The following is a 19,184-nucleotide window of genomic DNA, read 5'->3' on the forward strand; positions in this document are numbered from 1 at the left end:
TAAACAGATGAACGGTTCTTTGGTCCTTTTGCATCTGGCCGGTGCAGTTGCGCTTTTGCTTTGGGCGACGCGGATGGTGCGGACCGGGGTGGAGCGTGCCTATGGCGACCGGCTGCGCAGACGCCTGCGCAACCAGATGCAGAACCCGCTGCTTTCCGTTGCCTTCGGCCTTGCCCTTGCTATCGCCCTGCAAAGCTCGACAGCGGTCACGCTTCTCGTCGGTTCATTCGTCGGTTCAGGTTTTGTCAGCGGTGTCGCAGGCCTCATGGCCGTGCGTGGCGGCGAGCTTGGCTCCGCCCTTGTCGTCAAGATCCTGAGCTACGATCTCACGCTTCTGGTGCCGCTCTGCCTGGTCATCGGCACAGGTATCTTCATGACCACCGAGCGCCGCGACTGGCGCCAGATCGGCCGCATTCTGGTCGGCATCGGTCTTCTCATCATGTCGCTGGAAATGACCGGCCAGGCCACAGAGCCGTTGCGGCAAAGCGAATTGCTGCCAGTCATCGTCGACTATCTGTCCGGCGATCCGATCACAGCCTATCTGCTCGCAGCCCTGATGACATGGCTGTTTCATTCCAGCGTTGCCGCCGTCATCCTGCTCACCACCTTTGCCTCGCGCGGGCTGATCCAGCCCGAACTTGCCGTGGTGATGGTTCTGGGCGTCAATCTGGGGTCGTCGATCATCGCCCCGATCCTGACCCGCCATGCGCCGCCGGAAACCCGCGTCGTGCCGCTCGGTAATCTTTTGATGCGCGGTGCCGGATCGCTCATCATGCTGGTGCTTTACCAGACATTCAAACCGTCGGTCGCCTTCCTTGGCGCCGATCCGGTCTCGCAGGTGGTCAATGCCCATATCCTGTTCAATGTCATCGTGATGATTGCCGGCATTCCGCTTTCCGGCCTCGTACTGCGCGCAACCGAGGCGCTGGTTAATCTCAATGCGGGCAAGAACGCTCCGGCTGCACAGCAACCAATCGAGATCGAACAATATAGCGCGCTCGATACTGCCGTTCTCGACCGGCCCTCGCAGGCGCTCGCCAATGCAACCCGCGAAGTGGTCGGCGTCTGCGACACGATCGAAGTCATGCTGCGGCGGATCATCGAGCTTTATGAAAAGCCCGATCAGCTGCGGATCGATGAGCTGGAAGCCCTCGATGACCGCGTGGACAAGCGCCATGCCGCGATCAAGCTTTACCTGACCCGGCTTGCAACCCATGAGATGACCGACTTCGAGTCATTGCGCATGCAGGAACTGCTGGGCGCATGTGTGAAGCTTGAACAGGTAGGCGACATCATCGTGCGCAACATGCTGGTGCATGTTCAAAAGAAGATGGACCACAAACTGGAGTTCACCGAGGAAGGCTGGACGGAACTCAGCCATTTCCACGCCATGGTTCTGGCCAATGCGCATATGGCGTTCAACGTGATCGTTTCACGCGACGGGCGCACGGCCCGCCAGCTCGTGCAGGAAAAGGACCGGCTGCGGGAACTGGAAAAGCAGACCAGCCTGCGCCATTTCACCCGGCTGCGTGAAGGCGCCACCCGTAGCCTTGAAACCAGCACCATCCATCTCGACACGATCCGAGACCTCAAGCAGATCAACTCGCTTCTCGCCTCAATGGCCTATCCAGTCCTCGAGGAACAGGGCCTCCTCAGCGATACGCGCCTTAAGACGGTCCGACAAGTTGGCCAGCTTCAGGATTAGAGCGCGTTTCGATCTGATTGGATCAGATCGGCGCTCTAATTTCTTCTATTTCAATCATAATCTTATCGATCCTCGTTTCACTCTGGTCGGATTATGCTCTAAGAGAGCACCACACCCAAACGGATGTAGACAAATTACCGGCTCTTCTTTTGCGTCAATTAACGGCACAATAGCCCTTGATACCGAAAGCCTATGAGTATGACTCATGGGTTTTTGGTTAAGCCCGAGTGGCGATTGAACTTCTTCAAGGCGTGATGCGTCAGCATCTAAGCGCCTTGGTATGAGCCGAAAAATTCTCAATACCATCGAGGATTGGACGCTTGCGAGGAGAAATGGTGATGAATGATCTGCGTCCCATATCCAATGAGACCCTCAATGTCGGCGGCGTCCAAGCCACATCTTTAGGCTCCACCGCCGGACATCTGGCGCTCGTGCCGACGTGGCTCCCTTTCGATGTAGCATCAGGTGCAACCGGTAATTCCGCCGGAAGTGGTGGAATGGGCCTTAGCGTTGGCGTCATCAGCAGCGACGCTTCTGCCATATTCGTTCCGTCGAATACTGCCATTGCCGGGCCGGGCGCCGAGGTTGGCGCAGATCAGTTCAACAATGCGTTGATCAACCAGCATGTCGTTGAGATGGCAGGATTGGGCGGCGACGGAGGAAACGGTAATGCTGTGATCGGCGGGACCGAAGGTGCAACCTCCAATCACGCGGGAAGCGGTGGCAACGGTGTTTTTTTTGGTGGACTGGTCAGTTCCGATGTGGCCGTCTTTGCTCCGGTCAATACTGCGGTCGCGGGTGGGTCTGGTTCCATCGCATCCGCCAACCAGACCAACAATGCGGCCTTCCTGCAAGGCGCGGACCAGATGGCAGGTATCGGCGGCTCAGGCGGAGACCATAACCTCGCCGGATCCGTCTCTCCAATACATACAGACACAGGACCCACCTATCTTTTCACCGGTGACAATTACGCCGGGCACGGCGGAGCGGGTATCTTTGCTGGTACCATGATCGATGTGAATGTTGCAATTTTCTCGCCCATCAATATTGCTGTCGCTGCCGCTGGCGGCAATGCAGACGCCCACCAGACAAACAATGTGATTTTTGATCAGGGCGGCACGCAGATTGCCGGAATCGGCGGCAATGGCGGTGGCTTCAACATGGCCTCGGACACAATTTTTACCGGCAGTACGGCCTCGGGAAGCGGTGGAGACGGTGTTTTCGCCGGCAACCAGGTGGATGTGAGTATCGGCTATTTCCACCCGATCAATATTGCAGTTCCCGCTGGTGGAACCGCCGACGCCCAGCAGATAGACCATCTGCTTGTCGATCAGCATGCTCTGCAGATTGCCGGGATCGGTGGTTCGGGCGGGCACGATAATCTGACCGACGCCAGCCATGATGCGCTTCTCGCGAATGATATTCTTGCTCTTCTTCACGTTTGATACGTGCCCACTTGATAGGTGCCATCCGCCCCCACCCTAAAGTAGGTACCCGAATTTCTAGCTAGTTCCGCAGCATCAACACGCGCACTCTTTGAACACGGTCGGTAGCGGTATTTTGCCAATGTCTCATCTGGAAATGCGGACTGCCAAGACCGGTGTTCAATCCGAAACAGGGCCGGGGCCATAACAGGGAGGACTTAGACGATGCCTATTCCGAGTGTTTCCGACACAATTCATCTCAGTGACGTTTACGCAGGCGATGCGAATGCCGGTAACGGTGCTGACGGCTATAATTATGGGAATATCAACTACAATCCCAGTGCGGTCGTGGCCAATACGCAAAGCGTAACAGGCGCAGCTGTAGATGTGCATAGTGGCGATTCCCCGTGGTTAAACGCAACCTGGGATGCAGGTCATGCGGGAGACGGTGGTGGAGCCGATGCAGCCAATGGCTTTCTTGCCAATATCACCAATAATGGCGACGGCGGAGCCGGCGGCGACGCGAACTCCAACGGCAGTCTGGGTTCTTCAAGCGGCGGCAATGTAGCAGCCGGTCAGGCGGATACCAGCGCCGTTCAATATACCGAACTTCTGGCCGACCAACACGCGACGATCCTTGCGGGTGTCGGTGGCAACGGCGGAGACGGGAACATGGCTCGTGGAGGTGATATTTCCTCTGCGCTTGTGCATTCGAACCCGGAAACGACGACAACGACCACCACGACCAACGATATTGCGAGCTTTGTCGACAGCTTTAACGACAATTTTCACGATATCGATCTAAGCCACCTGCCACTCTGACTGGCGGTTGGTTTTGTCGGGTAATCGAAAAGCTTGATTTGGGAGCAGCGACTGAGGTCGTTGCCTCCCATTTTTCCCACATATTTCCAACTGGCTGACGGGCATCGTGAGCGTACGTTAGAGCGCATCCCGGAAAGCGCGAAGCGGTTTTCAGAAAAGATGCACATTAAAACAAATGCTTAGAGCACCGATCTGGTTCAATCAGATCGAAGCGCGCTCTAACATCGGAGATATCGATGGAGGCGGGCCGATGACGGCGGCATTTACGCAAGCACGCTATACGGTGACTCCATTGGTCGCTGCCCTGCGTCGGTGTACCGGTGCCTTCGGCTTGGTTTTCGCCTATAGTTGCGGTTACAATATTTTTCTGCTCGCCCCCTCCATCTATCTTCTTCAGATCTATGACCGTGTTCTGTCGAGCCGCAGCGTCGATACCTTGGTGATGCTGACTATCATCATCGCGATTGCAGTTATTGTCGGTTCTCTGCTCGATATCGTACGTCGTGCCGCGCTTTCCCGGATCGGTAGCTGGGTCGACCGCCAATTACGGCCTATCGTGATGAATGCGTCGTTCGAATACGCGGCGCGCGCCGACGCCGGAATGGCCGCTGAAAATTATCGTGACCTTTCCGTCTTGCGCCAGTTTCTGGATTCACCATCATGTGCGTTGCTGTTCGATGTTCCTTGGGCTCCAGTTTTTCTTGTGTTGCTTTTTCTGGTTCATCCGCTGCTCGGATTTATCGGACTGGGCAGTGCATTATGCCTGCTGCTTTTGGCTTTATTGAATGAGTTCGTGACACGCGAGTTGAGTGAACAGGCAAACATTGCGCAGGCACGAAGTTATTCTCGTTTCACAATGGCGCTCAAATACATCGGCGTAATCCGCGCTATGGGAATGCAACAGGGTGCGGCTCACCTCATTTATAGGGATGCAGAAGCCGTCAGGACAGCTCAGGACGGTGTGGCGCGAAGGACGGAAGTGCTTCTGGCATTTTCGAAGTCACTACGTGCGCTGACCCAGATTGTGATGATGGGAACCGCGACATGGCTCGTACTCCAGAACAACAGCAATCCCGGGATTATTTTCGTCGCCAGCCTGTTGCTGGGGCGTGGACTGGCACCTGTAGAAGGAGCCATAGGCGCATGGCGAGCCCTCGCCTTTGCACGCGGCGCATTCAACCGCCTGAACAAGATGCTCACAATAGTTGCGCCCGGAGAGAATATGCGAACCATTCTGTTACCGGAACCCAAAGGCCAGCTCGTCCTCGACAATGTTAGCTATAGGCTCCCTTCATCGGACCGGTTCATTCTGCGAGGCGTTTCATTTCAAGTCGCTCCAGGTGATTGTGTTGCCTTGATCGGCCCGTCCGGATCGGGAAAATCCACCCTTGGGCGAATTTTGGCCGGCGTTTCGCGACCCACGTGCGGATGCGCTCTTTTGGGCGGCATCGATATTTCACTGCTTCGCCATTGCGACAACGTCCGGCATATCGGCTATCTTCCGCAGGATATTGAACTCTTCGGCGGTGCGATCAAAGACGTCATCGGGCGGCTCGATGGCTCGGATCCGCAAAAGGTCATCGAGGCCGCCAAGCTCGTCGGATTGCATGAGGCAATCATGCGATTGCCCCAGGGCTACGAAACCGATATCGGCGAAGGTGGCGCGTTGCTTCTACGGGCACAACGCCAGCAATTGGGGCTTGCGCGTGCAGCCTATGGCAATCCCCCCCTTGTGGTACTGGATGATCCGAACTCAAGTCTCGACTATGAAGGCGAGCGGCTGTTGTTCGGCGCCATCGAGCGTATGAAGTGCAGGCAGATTACCATTGTGATCATTACGCATCGAATGGGCATACTGCCCGTGACCGACAAAATCGCCGTAATGCGCGACGGTACGGTAAGCGCTTTCGGAGATAGCGAAAAAATCTTCGATGCTTTCCTTCGCGTACCCGCGAAAACCGGACTGTAAGGGGCGCTTCGTGATGACCCTTGTCCATTTCGAACTTCCAATGAAGGTAGCGAATGCATTTAAGTATTCACGGGACCTGCTCTCCTTGCGAATGATGCAGCTGAAGCTTCCGTCTCCTCCGGCACTACCGCGTCGGAAAAATACTTTGCCAGCGCCGCTGACTTCACGACCGCGGCTGCGCGGAGTGGCATGGACAGGAAACATGCTCGTATTGATCTTCGTTGCAGGCTTCGGAGTATGGGCGATTTTGGCACCGCTTAAAAGTGCGGCAGTCGCGGTGGGTGTTGTTGAAGCGGAAACCAGCCGCAAAACCATTCAGCATTTGGAAGGCGGTATCGTTCAGCAGATCTATGCCCACAACGGGGATCTGGTTTCTAACGGCCAGGTACTAATCAAGCTGGACGACACAAAACCAAGAACGGAACTAGTTGGCATTCAGGGACAGCTGTGGGACGCACAGGCGAGCCGCGCTCGACTTGTCGCCGAACAGGCAAACGAGATGCAACTCGCGTTTCCCCCGGAGTTGGAACAACTTGCTCCGCACAACCCGGCAGTGAACGCGATCGTCGTTGGGCAGCGAAGAATATTCGAAGCACGTCGCGATGTCTATCGATCCGAAATTGCCATAACCCACGAAAAAATGGGGCAAGTGAAGGAGGAAATTGCCGGTTTGGCGGCACAAAAAATGGCCCTGTCTTCGCGCATAGAGATCACGCGACAGCAATTGGACATGATAAACCCGCTTGTAAAAAAGGGGCTCGAACGCAAAACGAGCGTGCTGAATCTCGCACGCGAGAAAGCGGATCTTGACGGACAATTAGGAGAAACCACTGCTCAAATGTCTCGCGCTTATCAGGTAATCAATGAAGCCCGGGCCAATCTCGTGAAGCTGGAGAGCGATCGGCAAAATGAAATCGCAAAAGAACTGCGTGAGACCGAGAACCAGCTTTTCCTGTTAAGCGAACGGTACCGCGCAATCAATGATCAACTAATCCGAACGGAAATCAAGGCACCCGAAAATGGGATTGTCATGGATTTACGTATTCACACGACGGGCGGCGTTATCGGTGCAGGCGAGCCGTTGCTCGATCTGGTGCCACAGGACGGTAACATGATTGTTTCGGCTCATGTTCGACCCGAAGACATTAACGTCGTGCGCGCTGGCTTGAACGCACAGGTGCATCTTTTGCCTTATGATCAGAGGCGCGTGCCCCTTCTAAATGGCAAAGTAATCTATGTGTCCGCCGACCGACTCCTCGATAAAATGACAGGACAGCCATATTACGCTGCGACGATCCGTGTGACCGATGATGAACTGCTGCAGGCAGGAGACGTGGAAATGATCCCCGGAATGCCGGTACAGGCTTTGATTGAAACCGGAGAAAGCAGCGTTGCACTTTATGCGGTCAGACCATTGTTGGACAGCTTTCACCGTGCTTTTCGCGAAAACTAAACGACCTGCGCCTATTGAACAGCGCTTCCATTGAAAGCTACTTTCGCACCAAGCGATAGGACGACCTCGGTTCGATTCTGAACGCGCAACTTACGCATAATATGCTGTAAGTGCATCTTCACTGTGTTGTCAGATAGATTGAGTTTCTCAGCAATGATCTTGTTTGAATGACCGTGTTGTAGCTCGGCCAGGACATCAACTTCCCGAGGCGTAAATCCGGCAATGGCCGGTTGATGAGAACTGTAGTTGATAGGAATGACTGCATCTTCTGCTAATTCTGCTTCCAAATTGCCCCTAATGGAGATCGTTTCCTGGTTAGTTCCCTGAGCGCCAAGCGGATGTGGACAGAAAATTCCTCCCGCTAGCACCAGCCGAATGCCAGCCAGGGCGATTTCTATCGGAAGAGATGGCGTAAAGACGCCTCGCACCCCCATTTTGATCGCTTGCGACTCCATCAGAACATCGTCGCTATTAGAGAAAAGGGCAATCGACGCCCCTTGAAAATGGTACTCAACCGTAAGGAGATCTTCTAGAAAGGTGGTGTTATCCATTGCCCTTCCAGCTAAATCTAACGCGATCAGAGCTACGTCACGCCCACTTGCTTTGGCCAGTTCTGTTATTGAACCCACACCAAGAAAATCCCATCCGGCAAGTTCGTATTCGAGGAATTTTACGATGCATGTGCGCGCGAGGGTGTGTCTGGCCACGATAATCATCGTCGGGCGCTTTCGCACTACACGCGGTATTTTTTCATTCTTGGTTGACACTGCAGGCTCCGTTTCTCCAATCACCGGAGATCTTCTCCACGGCTCCGAAATTTTGATCGAAGGATGGATACGCCAAATAAAATTATGAAAACCCTCTAATTCAACGAAATACTTTAGCCATATACCTTACCATAAATGATGGGCACAGAGCCAACTAATCTTTGGTTTATATTTTGAAATCAAGTCTGAATATGATTATTATATCAGACTAACATAGATTAACGTGGTTAATCCTATAATTATGATGGAAATCCGTTGCTTTGAAACTTAAGCACCAAGGTAAACGGCGATGTCAAACCTTATGCTTTGAGACGTTTCGTGCATGAGGGCGCGAGCTCGTTTAACGCGACAGCTTCGGTTTGCCGCAACCGAAAACCAGCGTGATTGTAGAAAAGTTGCATGTATTGATCCCCGAACGTAGTGATCGCCATCGCGTTCGACTAAGAGCGATCTACATGAACTGCGCCGCTATTAAACTCATTTTGTCCGTATGATTGTCGGTGCATTCTATTCGAAGCCGCCTATGTCGAGGTCACAAAATGCCGGGACTAAACATCTAACTTATGCCAACATCAACGCATCCGTGCGATTCTCTTTCTCAACCAGCCAGACCCAATCTCGGCAACCAGAACCAGGCCGATAATGACCAGCAGAATAGCCGCGACACGCGCGGATTCGAGTTGCTGGGTCGTGCGCTTCAAATACCATCCCATTCCTCCGCCTCCAAAGAAGCCGACCACTGTGGCAGCCCGAAACGCCACGTCCCACGTGTAGATGGCAATACCTGTGAAAGCGACCCGCACCTGCGGTAGAACTGCGTATTGAAATACCTGCAGCGGACTTCCCCCGGCTGAACGGATCGCTTCAACCGGCCCCATATCAATAGCTTCAAGCTCATCGGCAAATAGTTTTCCTGCAAAGCCAACGCAGAACACGGTGAGCGCCAGAGTCCCTGCCAGCATGCCAAAACCAAGCACCGTAACGAAGAGGATTGTCCAGATAGTTTCGTGAATAGAGCGACTTCCGATAATCGCTGCCCGACCCAGAGGATATGCGATACGCTTGTTCAATGTGATGTTGCGCGCCGCAAGCCATGCGAGCGGAATTGACATGACCACACCAAAGAAGCCACCAAGCAATGACATTTGCAAAGTGTGCAGCACCGAGCGGAGAAAATCCGTGTCGGAGACATAACTCATATCTGGCGGAAAATATCGCGTCGCGAGAATTTCTGCTAGTCGTGGAAAAGCTCCAAGAACGCGAGTGATATCAATATTGAGCAGAACCACCGACCACGCAAGGAAAACCAGTACTGCCAGAAGCACAGCAAAGCGGGTGGTCGATTGCGGATGTCGGTAGCGGGACCACCTGCGTGTAGTGGCGGAGACGCTTTGAGCCGATGCAAACACCATTTGAACTCCTTGGAGCGCAATCGAAAGCAGTTTAGCGCTTTCGAAAAATCAGGATTGAAGGCCTAAAAAGTTCCGATTATTTGCGTAAATCGGAGATTTCTAAATGACTGCCTTGCGGGCGAAATGCGAAACTACTTCGCCAACGGCAATGAGCGCCAGAACTGCCAGCACGACCAACGTTACTCCGCCATAATTGAACATCGCCATCTGGCGGAAGAACACGAGCCCCAGTCCACCGGCACCCACGAGTCCCATGATGGCAGAGCGGCGGATATTGATATCCCACTCGAAGATGATGGTGCCGATAATGACAGGCAAAATCTGCGGCACTATGCCATAATACATAACCTGGAACTGATTGCCTCCGACCGCACGGACAGCTTCCACCGGTTTCGGATCGATATTCTCGATCGCTTCAGCGGTGATTTTGGAGATGAAGCCTATGGAGCGCATGGCAACCGCCAATATGCCTGGAAGCGCCCCCAGACCCACTGCACCAACGAAAAGAAGCGCCCAGATGATCTCGTGTATCGAACGTGAAAGCACCATCAGAAGCCGACCGAGAGGGTAGAAAAAGTATTTTCCTGGAGTGACGTTTGCAGCGCCGAACCAAGCGACAGGCAAAGAAAAAACGCAGCCAAGCAAAGTACCCAGCGTTGCCATCATTAGCGTTTCGACTGCGGGCATGAACAGCTTTGGAGCAAGCGACCAGTCGATCCAGAAAAAGCGTTCCAGCGTACCGATGATCCCAAGAGCACCACCCATACGAGCCCAATCCGTATCTGCCAGGATAGTATCGTGTATACACCAGCAGAGGACAACTATTGTTGCGAGGATGATGGACCAGTTCTTGGTCCGACGGCGGCGTTTATGGGCGGCCCAGGCGCCAAAGCCATGCTCTCCGATTGAGGCAGTGATAGCAGTCATCACAAGACCTCCATAGCATAGATCTCGTCCAGATCTTGCTTGCGCATGCCCCTTGATGGACCATCAAATTTCTTGCAGCCGTCCTGCATACCGATGATGCGATTGCATGTTTCCAATGCAAGCTGGACATCATGAATATTGCAGAGCACCGGCACTTTGAATTCGTTCGCCAGCTCCCTGATTAACTGCATCACGTCGCGAGAGATTTTGGGGTCGAGAGCTGAAGTTGGCTCGTCAAGCAGCAGGATTTCCGGCTTCTGCATCAACGCACGCGCGATGCCGACGCGCTGCCGCTGCCCGCCCGAGAGCGCATCGGCCCGCTTGTCGATGTGATCCTGCAGCCCGACACGCTCCAGAAGATGCAGCGCCCGGTCTATGTCCTCGCGGGGAAACACTTTGAAAAAACTGCGGAATGCACCAGTATAACCCAGCCGGCCAGAAAGGACATTATCCATCACCGACATACGGTTCACCAGATTGAACTCCTGGAAAATCATCCCGACCCGTCGCCGGAGATGGCGTAACGCCTTTCCGGAAAGAGGTCGCACCGATTGGCCGAACAGCACGATATCGCCTTCTGTCGGCTCAACGAGCCGATTGATACAGCGGATAAGCGTCGATTTTCCCGCACCGCTTGGCCCAATGACAGCGCAGAAGTCCTCCCCGTCTACGGCGAAATTAATACCCTTGAGAATTTTGGGGCCATAGGCTGAATAACTGACCTTGAGATCCTTGACTTCCAGTATCGCCATGGTCGCCTCGCTGGCCAGGGAGCCGCGCGTCGCGCGGCTCTTGGTGATATTGGATTCGTGTTTCACTGGCCCACCGCCTTTTCGGCTGCGACCAATTTTCGAATGATATCGTAGTCGCTGTCCTTCATGGCGACGAACTTTGTGGAATTGATACCCTTGAAGAACGGTTCAGACGCAGGATCTTCATGTAACGTCAAGAAAGCTTCGCGGATCGACGCTTTTAGTGGCTCACAAAGATCACTGCGATACACCATAGGATCTTGAGGAATTATGTCGGACTCCCAGAGCACGCGGAAATCCTCCTTCGCTGCAAGTCCGCGGTCTATGACGTTGTCGAGTCGGTGCGTGGCAACGAAGGCGTCGTCGACACGCCCCTCCTTCACGGCCAAAGCCGACTGGTCATGCCCGCCTGTATACACGACCTTGGAGAAGTACTTTTCCAATTCGGGACCCGTACCGATTTTTTCACCAAAGACCATACGCGGTAAGAGGTTACCGGAAGTGCTGGCAGGATCCGCAAGCCCGACGATCGTACCCTTGAGAGCGTCAATACTGTCGAGCTTGGAGTCCGCTTTGACTAGGAGGACAGCACGATAGCCTGGCCCTTCCTCCTGAAAATGGCCTTTTGACTTAGTGTAGGTCGCGAAGACTTCGAGTGCCGGATCTTTTTCCTTGGCAAGTACGTAAGAATTCGGGCCGTGGACGCCGATATGGACCCAGCCATTCACCATTCCCTCGATGACCGACGCATAAGACGTAGGCATGAAGAATTCGACAGGCTTACCGGTCGTTTCCTTCAACTTGTCGAGGAGAGGCTTGTAGATGTCCAATTCCTGCGTCGTCTCCTCAGTCGGAATAATGGAGAAAACGAGGGTCTCGGGGTCCTTGCAGTCAGCGGCAAGCGCCCCTGTACTTGTGTATGCGATTACTGCACCCAGCGTAGCTAGACCTGCGACAGCGCGTTTCAACAAAATCATTTATTCCTCCCAAAACAAATGAATCCCAACCACCGTGAGCCTTTTGCTCATGGCGCGAGATGAAGTGTCATGCCATGGCCATCGATTGCCTTCCTTCGGTGTCAGCTATTGCAAGGAGAACCTCTCGTTTACCGATAAAGTTCTGGCCACGCTCTCCATCGAAGGCAAACGAAATCAGTTCGCGCCACTCAGCATCGTCAATGCCGTAATGACGATAGTCCGTTTCAACACCCAACCCGTTGAGGAACGCTTGCAACTCATCGGCAGCCTTGTGAACCTCCGTGCCGAAAATCGCATGAAGACCTTCTGCACAGATACCGCCTTCTCCGGCTACACTGCGGACAATCATGGGAAGTGAAAATGAACAGGCGATGCCGTGTGGAACACTGTGCCGGAGTGTAATTGGATAAGACAGCGAATGTGCTATTGCCGTTTTGGTGTTGGAGAAAGCAAACCCGGCAAGCGTTGCTGCCCGCGCCATCCGTGCGCGCAGTTCGACATTGGAAAGGTCTTTGACAAGATGAGGTAGGACAGCCAGGACACCACGTGCAGCAGCGACGGCATGCGCCATTGAAACGGGATTTGCACTCCGGTTCCAAAGACTTTCCAGTGAATGCGAAAGTGCGTCCAATCCGGTCTGGACCGTCAAACCGGCAGGCTTGCCAACCATCAGTTCGGGATCAACGATTGCATATTCAGGATAAAGCCCGGGATGAGCAAGCGAATACTTCTGGCCAGCGGCATTGTCCCATACCGTTCCCCAGCAGGTGACTTCACTTCCTGTGCCAGCTGTCGTCGGCACGGCAATCAAAGGCCATGGAGACAAGGTTTTTGCGTCAGCGCGTTTCTTCAAATAGGCATCCATCGTTGGAAAGTGCCCACGAGCGGCAGCAAAAACCTTAGCCGAATCGATCACCGAGCCACCGCCGAGAGCGACAATTACTTCCGGCTGGCGCGACAAGGCCGCAAACCGTGCCGTTTGAACTTCCAGACGAGCGATATCGGGGTTCGGCGCGATATCATCGATAATCAGGACCGGCGCACCTGCAACCTTCTCAATACGTTTGGCAAGCTCATGAAAATACGGATCGCCATAGGTTATTAGGGCGTAAGCGCGATCACCAATCACATCGACCAACTTTATAAAACTACCGGCGCCGAAACGGACATCAACGGGATTTCGATAGGACCACACTATGAAGTTCCTGTTCGTAAATTAATGGGTGGAATATAACGTGGCAAAGTCTATAATTATTGACCAATATAAATCTTGGCAGATTATCATAGACTATGGCTATAGTATTCACGCACCTGAGATCCTTCCACGCCGTTGCTGAAAGTCGCGGTTTTACCGCGGCTGCGCGCGCGCTGAATGTTAGTCAGCCGACGGTGACAATACAGGTGAAGGAGCTGGAGGAGCGCTACGGCGTTGAACTGATTGTACGCCGAGGACGACGGATTGAGCTCTCCGAGACAGGGGCTGCACTATACGACGTGACGAAGCGGATCATGAGCTTACATGAGGAGGCCGAAGAACTCCTGCTAAGCAGCGGCAAGCTGGAAACCGGCGAACTGCGTGTGGCGGCAGTTGGACCGTTCCATGCAACTGAAATGGTTGCGCGGTTTCTCTCACGCTATCCCGCAATCAATATCAGCATGTTGTTGGGTAACTCGGATCAGACCCTCCAGCGCATAGTTGAACTTGAGTCCGATATTGCAATTCTCGCACATGTGGTGGACGATCCACGCATCTATTCGCTTCCGTTCAGTACCCACGACGTGGTCGTATTCGTTAACGTCGAGCATCCCTGGTACGGGCGCGAAAATGTTTCAATCAGCGAACTCGCCAATCAGCCAATGATTTTACGTGAGAATGGCTCGACAACGCGCCGGGCCCTTGAGCGAGCAGCAGCTGAAGCGGGGATCGCAGTTGAACCCTTTCTTGAAATAGGTAGCCGCGAAGGCGTCTGGAAAGCCGTTGAACGCGGACTTGGTATCGGTGTGGTTGCCGATTTTGAGTTCGTCGCCCATCCACGCCTGGGTACTATTCGATTCTCCGACGCTCAGGTGCAAACGGAATACCGTATTGCATGCCTGCTTGAACGACGACACTCGCCGAAGATCGAAGCCTTTATGAAATCCGTCCTCACATCCTGAGCCATCTCGCCAGTTCCTCGTCAATATGATGCGCGAAGGTTTGGAAAACACAATTAGATTACGCCTTCGCCCCATACTCAGTATCGTGGCCAAAAATCTTCTGCTCTCGAGCGAAGAGTGCGTAGACAAGAAATGGCGTTTTCCGATGAACGCCACGAAAGCTGTCGGCCTACATCCCCGCTTAACAAGAATATGCATCTTTCCCTCAATACTCTTGTTTCTCGGATCGCTTCTCAGCGCTTTACAGAAAAAGGGCGCATGAGAGCGTTGGCGGGTCTCAACCATCGAGACCCGCTCAGCGGCTGTATTCCCGGCAAGCCAAAAAATATTGAGACAAGTGACATACATATCAATTGTGCGCGGACTTAAGCAGATTAACTCGTCGTCGTTACCGCTGCCTATCCCACTCCTACGTGAGCGGGGATCTACCGGATAGCAAGTAACAGGCTCGCACCCGCAAACCATAGCTCTTCTCTATCGATATGATACATAATTGCAATTTTTCATATGAATACAATTGCTTCAAGAATAGCGGGAAGAGAATAATGGTCGGTTTTGCCGGTCGGGTCATCCAACAAGGAATCCTCGTCGTGAACCAAATATCGCCTGTTAATGTCATCGCCAACGGTCGCGTTTATCCCTGGCCGAAAGTACCCGCAATTGCAATCTGTCTTGATGGCTGCGAGCCTGCTTATCTTGACGCTGCGATTGCGGCCGGACTGATGCCGACGCTGGAGCGCATCCGTCAGACCGGCACGGTACGGATTGCCAACAGCGTTATTCCCAGTTTCACCAATCCCAATAATCTTTCCATTGCCACCGGCCGGCCACCCGCCGTACACGGCATTTGCGGCAATTATCTCTACAATCCGACCACGGGTGAAGAGGTGATGATGAACGACCCCAAGTTCCTCCGCGCTCCAACGATCTTCAAGGCATTCTACGATGCAGGTGCCAAGGTCGCCGTAGTTACGGCAAAGGATAAGTTGCGCGCACTGCTTGGCCACGGGCTGATTTATGACGATAATCGCGCAGTCTGTTTCTCCTCGGAAAAGGCCGATACAACCACGAAGGCAGCAAACGGTATCGAGAATGCTTCCAAATGGCTCGGCTGTTCGGTGCCCGAAGTTTATTCAGCGGAACTTTCTGAATTCGTCTTTGCTGCGGGCGTCAAGCTTCTCAAGGAGTTCCATCCTGATATCATGTATCTAACGACCACGGATTATGTGCAGCACAAATATGCGCCGGGCGTGAAGCAGGCGAACGATTTCTATGAAATGTTCGACAAATACCTGACGCAACTCGATGCGCTTGGTGCTGCCATTGTCGTGACGGCAGATCACGGTATGAAGCCCAAACACAACGATGATGGATCGCCCGATGTCGTTTATGTGCAGGATCTGTTCGACGATTGGCTTGGCAAGGACGCCGCTCGCGTTATTCTGCCAATTACCGACCCTTATGTCGTACATCATGGCGCACTAGGTTCCTTCGCCACCGCTTATCTGCCTGACGGCGCAGATCGGGAAGCCATCATGAACAGACTGCGGGCTATCAACGGCATTTATCTCGTGCTTGGTCGCGAAGAAGCCTGCCGTAGCTTTGAACTACCTGAAGATCGCATGGGCGACATCGTCATGCTCTCATCGGAAAACAAGACAATCGGCACCAGCGAACATCGGCACAATTTGGCGGCGCTCAATGAACCGCTTCGCTCCCATGGCGGCCTGACAGAACAAGCTGTGCCCTTTGTGACAAACCGAGTTTTACCCGACCAACCCTATGCACCTGCATTGCGTAATTTTGATGCTTTCTACTATGCCGTGACCGCAGCAGCTCAGTCCGGCCAACCGACTTGATGCATCTCGTCCCTTTATCAAACAGGACCCAGCCGTGACCCATTCACATAGAGCAATCCAAGTCCGCCATGAACCGATGCGCATTGCAGGCAGGAAGGTCGATGCCGATGATGTCATCGCTGTACGGAATCCCTACACAGATACCATAATTGGCACTGTGCCAGCAGGTCGCGCCGAACACGCACACCTGGCTTTTGAGATTGCTGGCAATTACAAACCTAGACTCACGCGTTACGAACGTCAGCGTATTCTTCTGGGCACAGCAGAACGATTAACCGCCCGGAAGGAAGAGATTTCAGACCTTATCACACTGGAACTCGGTATCTCCAAACAGGACTCGCTTTATGAGGTGGGACGTGCCTTCGACGTTTTCACACTTTCAGGGCAAATGTGCATCCGGGATGATGGAGAAATATTTTCCTGCGATCTCACCCCACATGGCAAGGCACGCAAAATCTTTACCTTCCGCGAGCCCTTGAAGACGATATCGGCAATTACTCCCTTTAATCATCCTCTCAATATGGTCGCGCACAAAGTGGCGCCCGCAATTGCGACTAACAATTGCGTGGTGCTGAAACCAACTGAGCTGACGCCAATGACTGCGTTGGTGCTCGCAGATATCCTCTATGATGCAGGGTTGCCACCGGAAATGCTCTCCGTAGTCACTGGCTGGCCAAGCGATATCGGCGACGAAATGATTACCAACGCGAATATCGACCTCATCACCTTTACCGGCGGCGTTCCCGTCGGCAAGTCGATCGCTTCGAAGGCTGGGTATAAACGACAGGTCCTCGAACTCGGTGGCAACGACCCGTTTATCATCCTCAACGACCTCTCGGACGACGACCTCGCCAAGGCGGCGAACCTCGCCGTCGCAGGGGCAACCAAAAACTCCGGGCAGCGCTGCACGGCCGTCAAGCGTATCCTTTGTCAGGAAAGTGTGGCCGAACGTTTCGTACCGCTCGTGCTGGAACGAGCGAAAGCAATCAGGTTCGGCGATCCCGCGGACCGCGCAACGCAGCTCGGCACTGTTGTGCACGAAGCGGCTGCATCCCTTTTTGAAAAGCGTGTCAATATGGCCGCCGAAGCAGGGGCTGATATCCTCTATCATCCAGGACGACAGGGCGCGCTTCTGCCGCCCATCGTGATAGACCGCGTTCCACATTCGAGCGAGCTCGTGATGGAAGAAACCTTCGGGCCAATCGTCCCTATTATCCGGGCGCCTGACGATGATGACGACCTTATTGCGCTTTCCAATTCAACGGCCTTTGGTCTCTCATCGGGTGTGTGCACCAATGACTTTCGCCGTATGCAGAAATACATCGCCGGCCTTGAGGTTGGCACGGTAAACATCTGGGAAGTGCCGGGCTATCGGATTGAAATGAGCCCCTTTGGCGGCATCAAAGATTCCGGCAACGGCTACAAGGAAGGCGTCATCGAAGCGATGAAGTCCTACACGAACGTCAAAACATTTTCCCTGCCCTGGTAACACTGCACGCGATGCTAGCCTGACTTGAACAGGAACAGACAACTGCGGTTCTGAATATTTGTCTCCGCGGTCCAACGAATCCGCAAAATGACGTGGATCAGGCGATGCTACTTTACGCGAAAAGGACACACCCGGCCCAAAAATTAATAGGCTTCGACCATTCGTCGCTATCAATAAACATAACGGCCTTTGTTGTTACTCGCAAACGCCAGATCCCTCAGCTTGAACGAAGCGGATCGCCAGTCTTTCGAACAGCGCCAAATCGTTTGTTTATCTGCATTACTTAATCATCCGCTGATAATCAGCGGATGATTTTACTTCGTTGTTTTGCGGCAAATCAAATCAGGCCACGCGATGCGAGATTGCGCATCAGATGCGACGAGCCGAACCGCCATGGGCTACATTCGGTCGACAGGTGCACTGTGTTGGTGAGAGCGCCAAGCTGCGGATTGGAGATCGTGACCACATCGCCGATCTTGTGCGTAAAGCCCTGTCCCGGCGTGTCGCGGTCTTCCACGGGCGCAAACAATGTCCCCATAAACAGCACGAAGCCGTCTGGGTATTGATGGTGCTTGCCAATCGTCTGGGCAACCAGATCCAGCGGATCACGGCTGATTTCCTTCATGGTGCTGCGTCCGTTGAGAACATAGCCATCCGGTCCTTCGACCTTCAGCGCCAGTTCCGCCGAGCGCACATCTTCCATCGAATAAGTTTCGTCAAACAGGCGGATGAACGGGCCAACCGAACAGGACGCATTATTGTCCTTGGCCTTGCCAAGCAGCAAGGCGGAGCGGCCTTCGACGTCTCGCAAATTCACGTCATTCCCAAGCGTCGCGCCCTTGACCTGGCCCTGGCTGTTGACCGCCAGCACCACTTCCGGCTCGGGATTGTTCCAAGTTGAAATCGGATGCAGGCCTGCTTCGGCACCATGGCCAACCGCGGACATAGGCTGGCTTTTGGTGAAGACTTCAGCATCGGGACCAATACCGACCTCCAGATACGCTCGCGGATCTTCAACGCGAGATCAGGATTGCCGGCAGCTCGTTCCTCGATAACGCGGCCGAGCATGCGCTCCAACTCACGGACGCGCTCTTGCAGCTTCTTTACTTCCGAATTGCCGACAACTGGCTCGTCAGAATCCACCGCTGCAGCACCTCCCTCGCTCAAAAGCCTGCACCACCGGTAAAGCAGATTGGGCGCAACGCCATGGCCGCGAGCGGTCGAAGATACCGTCTCGCCTGGCTCGAAACTTTGCTCAATGATTGTCAGTTTCTGCTCAGTTGTCCACCTCCTGCGGCGGATATCGCCAGTTAGCAATTCAACGTGTCTGAAGTCGTTGGACATAAGCCTATACTCAAGTCTCTGCTTGAGCCTTTCTGCTTATGCCGACTGTCTGGTCGAAATGGGGTGCAGTTCACCGGGCTATTGCGACACAGCGCTGAATGCTGCGCTCGTCAACGATCCCGCTCTC

At 53.8% G+C, this 19,184-nt stretch carries 14 protein-coding genes and 1 pseudogene; 8 read left to right on the forward strand and 7 right to left on the reverse strand.

Annotated features, from left to right (window positions below):
• Window positions 1-7: 7 nt before the first annotated feature.
• The 5 genes from CQZ93_RS14340 (at window position 8) to CQZ93_RS14360 (ending at window position 7,373) form a co-directional block, all read left to right on the forward strand.
• Window positions 8-1,705, forward strand: a complete 1,698-nt coding sequence (locus tag CQZ93_RS14340) for a Na/Pi cotransporter family protein (RefSeq protein ID WP_105543358.1) — start codon at window positions 8-10, stop codon at window positions 1,703-1,705.
• A 338-nt stretch (window positions 1,706-2,043) separates the two neighbouring features.
• A complete protein-coding gene (locus tag CQZ93_RS14345; protein WP_105543359.1) occupies window positions 2,044-3,150 on the forward strand; it encodes a hypothetical protein in 1,107 nt (368 codons plus the stop codon).
• 204 nt (window positions 3,151-3,354) lie between these two features.
• Complete coding sequence (locus tag CQZ93_RS14350; RefSeq protein WP_105543360.1) at window positions 3,355-3,951, forward strand: PE-PGRS family protein; 597 nt, start codon at window positions 3,355-3,357, stop codon at window positions 3,949-3,951.
• 250 nt (window positions 3,952-4,201) lie between these two features.
• Entirely contained in the window at window positions 4,202-5,920 is a 1,719-nt protein-coding gene (locus tag CQZ93_RS14355; RefSeq protein WP_105545138.1) for a type I secretion system permease/ATPase, read from the forward strand.
• Window positions 5,921-5,933: 13 nt separating this feature from the next.
• Window positions 5,934-7,373: an HlyD family type I secretion periplasmic adaptor subunit gene (locus CQZ93_RS14360; protein WP_105543361.1), complete on the forward strand. Its 1,440-nt coding sequence runs from the start codon at window positions 5,934-5,936 to the stop codon at window positions 7,371-7,373.
• A gap of 11 nt (window positions 7,374-7,384) precedes the next feature.
• Here CQZ93_RS14360 and CQZ93_RS14365 read toward each other — a convergent pair whose 3' ends face one another.
• The 6 genes from CQZ93_RS14365 to CQZ93_RS14390 form a co-directional block, all read right to left on the reverse strand.
• Window positions 7,385-8,140, reverse strand: a complete 756-nt coding sequence (locus tag CQZ93_RS14365; RefSeq protein ID WP_422616098.1) for a response regulator transcription factor — start codon at window positions 8,138-8,140, stop codon at window positions 7,385-7,387.
• A gap of 572 nt (window positions 8,141-8,712) precedes the next feature.
• On the reverse strand, window positions 8,713-9,552 hold the full coding sequence (gene phnE, locus CQZ93_RS14370) for a phosphonate ABC transporter, permease protein PhnE (protein ID WP_105543363.1): 840 nt from the start codon (window positions 9,550-9,552) through the stop codon (window positions 8,713-8,715).
• 99 nt (window positions 9,553-9,651) lie between these two features.
• Window positions 9,652-10,479, reverse strand: a complete 828-nt coding sequence (phnE, locus tag CQZ93_RS14375; RefSeq protein WP_105543364.1) for a phosphonate ABC transporter, permease protein PhnE — start codon at window positions 10,477-10,479, stop codon at window positions 9,652-9,654.
• Window positions 10,479-11,297 carry a phosphonate ABC transporter ATP-binding protein gene (gene phnC, locus CQZ93_RS14380; protein WP_286153567.1) on the reverse strand — a complete coding sequence of 273 codons (819 nt, stop codon included), beginning with the start codon at window positions 11,295-11,297 and terminating at the stop codon, window positions 10,479-10,481. Before phnC ends, phnE (CQZ93_RS14375) begins: the two co-directional genes overlap by 1 nt.
• Window positions 11,294-12,208 (reverse strand): phosphate/phosphite/phosphonate ABC transporter substrate-binding protein, encoded by a 915-nt coding sequence (locus tag CQZ93_RS14385; protein ID WP_105543365.1) that lies wholly within the window; start codon window positions 12,206-12,208, stop codon window positions 11,294-11,296. Before CQZ93_RS14385 ends, phnC begins: the two co-directional genes overlap by 4 nt.
• Window positions 12,209-12,275: 67 nt before the next feature.
• The gene (locus tag CQZ93_RS14390; protein WP_286153571.1) at window positions 12,276-13,403 is read right to left on the reverse strand and encodes a phosphonoacetaldehyde reductase; all 1,128 of its coding nucleotides are present in this window, start codon (window positions 13,401-13,403) and stop codon (window positions 12,276-12,278) included.
• A gap of 95 nt (window positions 13,404-13,498) precedes the next feature.
• Here CQZ93_RS14390 and CQZ93_RS14395 point away from each other — a divergent pair, with 95 nt between their 5' ends.
• From CQZ93_RS14395 to phnY, 3 genes are all read left to right on the forward strand, one after another.
• A complete protein-coding gene (locus CQZ93_RS14395; protein WP_105543367.1) occupies window positions 13,499-14,365 on the forward strand; it encodes a LysR substrate-binding domain-containing protein in 867 nt (288 codons plus the stop codon).
• Window positions 14,366-14,955: 590 nt separating this feature from the next.
• Window positions 14,956-16,224, forward strand: a complete 1,269-nt coding sequence (gene phnA, locus CQZ93_RS14400; RefSeq protein ID WP_105545140.1) for a phosphonoacetate hydrolase — start codon at window positions 14,956-14,958, stop codon at window positions 16,222-16,224.
• A gap of 34 nt (window positions 16,225-16,258) precedes the next feature.
• Window positions 16,259-17,713 (forward strand): phosphonoacetaldehyde dehydrogenase, encoded by a 1,455-nt coding sequence (gene phnY / locus CQZ93_RS14405; RefSeq protein ID WP_286153574.1) that lies wholly within the window; start codon window positions 16,259-16,261, stop codon window positions 17,711-17,713.
• Between the two features lie 337 nt (window positions 17,714-18,050).
• On the opposite strand, the pseudogene CQZ93_RS14410 reads toward phnY, so the two are convergent.
• Window positions 18,051-19,057 (reverse strand): annotated as a pseudogene (locus CQZ93_RS14410) (transposase).
• Window positions 19,058-19,184: the final 127 nt, after the last annotated feature.

The organism is Ochrobactrum vermis, assembly GCF_002975205.1.
GTDB lineage: Bacteria > Pseudomonadota > Alphaproteobacteria > Rhizobiales > Rhizobiaceae > Brucella > Brucella vermis.

Bases quoted from the DNA above. Each gene is read 5' to 3' on its own strand.
- CQZ93_RS14340 (WP_105543358.1), top strand. From the start codon at position 8: ATGAACGGTTCTTTGGTCCTTTTGCATCTGGCCGGTGCAGTTGCGCTT.
- CQZ93_RS14345 (WP_105543359.1), top strand. From the start codon at position 2,044: ATGAATGATCTGCGTCCCATATCCAATGAGACCCTCAATGTCGGCGGC.
- CQZ93_RS14350 (WP_105543360.1), top strand. From the start codon at position 3,355: ATGCCTATTCCGAGTGTTTCCGACACAATTCATCTCAGTGACGTTTAC.
- CQZ93_RS14355 (WP_105545138.1), top strand. From the start codon at position 4,202: ATGACGGCGGCATTTACGCAAGCACGCTATACGGTGACTCCATTGGTC.
- CQZ93_RS14360 (WP_105543361.1), top strand. From the start codon at position 5,934: ATGACCCTTGTCCATTTCGAACTTCCAATGAAGGTAGCGAATGCATTT.
- phnE (WP_105543363.1), bottom strand. From the start codon at position 9,552: ATGGTGTTTGCATCGGCTCAAAGCGTCTCCGCCACTACACGCAGGTGG.
- phnE (WP_105543364.1), bottom strand. From the start codon at position 10,479: ATGACTGCTATCACTGCCTCAATCGGAGAGCATGGCTTTGGCGCCTGG.
- CQZ93_RS14385 (WP_105543365.1), bottom strand. From the start codon at position 12,208: ATGATTTTGTTGAAACGCGCTGTCGCAGGTCTAGCTACGCTGGGTGCA.
- CQZ93_RS14395 (WP_105543367.1), top strand. From the start codon at position 13,499: ATGGCTATAGTATTCACGCACCTGAGATCCTTCCACGCCGTTGCTGAA.